Source organism: Bradyrhizobium forestalis, from assembly GCF_002795245.1.
Classification (GTDB): domain Bacteria; phylum Pseudomonadota; class Alphaproteobacteria; order Rhizobiales; family Xanthobacteraceae; genus Bradyrhizobium; species Bradyrhizobium forestalis.
In genome coordinates this window covers 1-1,127 of sequence record NZ_PGVG01000117.1, presented here as the reverse complement: position 1 = coordinate 1,127, position 1,127 = coordinate 1, and the positions used below count along the sequence as shown (strand labels likewise).

Sequence of the window (1,127 nt, the reverse complement as noted above, 5' to 3'; positions counted from 1 at the left end):
GATTTCGGGCTTTTTTTGAACGACCTCGGGCGTCGGGCGCGAAGTGGACAGGTCCGTTTTCGCGGCCGATCGGTGGTGGCGGTCGATGGCAGTCATGCTGCGGCCCCTACGGGCTGCAGTACCGCCCATCGTTTGAGGTTCATGGCGAGGCAGAGCAAGTTCAGATGCGTCCGATTGCGCGCCAACCCCAGATAACGGGCGCGCGCCCATCCGTAGACGCACTTGAGGCGCGCGAAGACCTGCTCAACCGGGGCTCGCCGCCGTCCCACGGCATCATTGAAGCGCTTCTGCCGCTCGGTCAGGGGGTGATGCTTGTTGGGCCGGAACATCAGCCGCGGTTTGATGCCCCGCGCAGCGAGCCCGCTGCGGCGCTCGTGCTTGTCATAGGCCTGATCGGCGTAGACCGCCTTTTCATCTCCGCAGATCAGCTCGTCGGCCGGGACCGTATCGTTGACCGCAGCGTCGGTCAGCTTGCGGCGGCGGATGATGGCCGAACCCTGATCGATGCCGACATGGGCCTTATAGCCGAAGTACCGCTTGCCGCCCTTCTTGGTCCATCGCGCATCCGCATCGCGCTCGCTGTTGACCAGCTTGCTCGGTTCTCGACCGTCCGGGCCGGGCGGCTGCGGGTCCTTCGGTGGCTTCGGCGGCTTCACTGCCGCCGGAATCAGACTTGCGTCGATCAATGTGCCCCGGCGCAGCACCAGTCCGCGCGCGTCGATCTGCTGCAGGATCTCGGCGAACAGCTTCTCGTCCAGACCGGCCCGCTGCAACGTCTCGCGGAAGCGCCAGATCGTCGTATGGTCGGGGGTCTCATCGCTCAGCACAAAGCCGCAGAAATCGCGGAACGAGGCGCGGTCATCGAGCGCCTCTTCGAGCTCCGGATCGGACAGTCCATACCATTGCTGCAGCAGCAGCGCCTTGAACATCACCAGCCGCGGATAGGGCGGCGAGCCACGCTCCGGTTCCGGAAGACCGCGCAGCACGCACTCTACAGCCGCCCAGTCGACCAGCTCGCAAATCCGCCTCAGCACCGGGCTCCCTTTTCCTCGCCGCGACACCAGCGCGTCCGCAAAACTCGGTTGCCCAACCTGTCGATATGCCATCCCGAGCCCCCTCCGAACCTA

1 protein-coding gene is annotated in these 1,127 nt (G+C 65.2%); it reads right to left on the bottom strand.

Annotation, left to right across the window (positions count from 1 at the left end; translation table 11 throughout):
* Positions 1-92 precede the first annotated feature (92 nt).
* The gene (locus CVM73_RS38720) at positions 93-1,106 is read right to left on the bottom strand and encodes an IS5 family transposase (RefSeq protein WP_208639293.1); all 1,014 of its coding nucleotides are present in this window, start codon (positions 1,104-1,106) and stop codon (positions 93-95) included.
* Between the last annotated feature and the right edge of the window lie 21 nt (positions 1,107-1,127).

Excerpts from the sequence above, each read along its gene's own strand:
- CVM73_RS38720 (WP_208639293.1), bottom strand. The coding sequence starts at position 1,106 with ATGGCATATCGACAGGTTGGGCAACCGAGTTTTGCGGACGCGCTGGTG.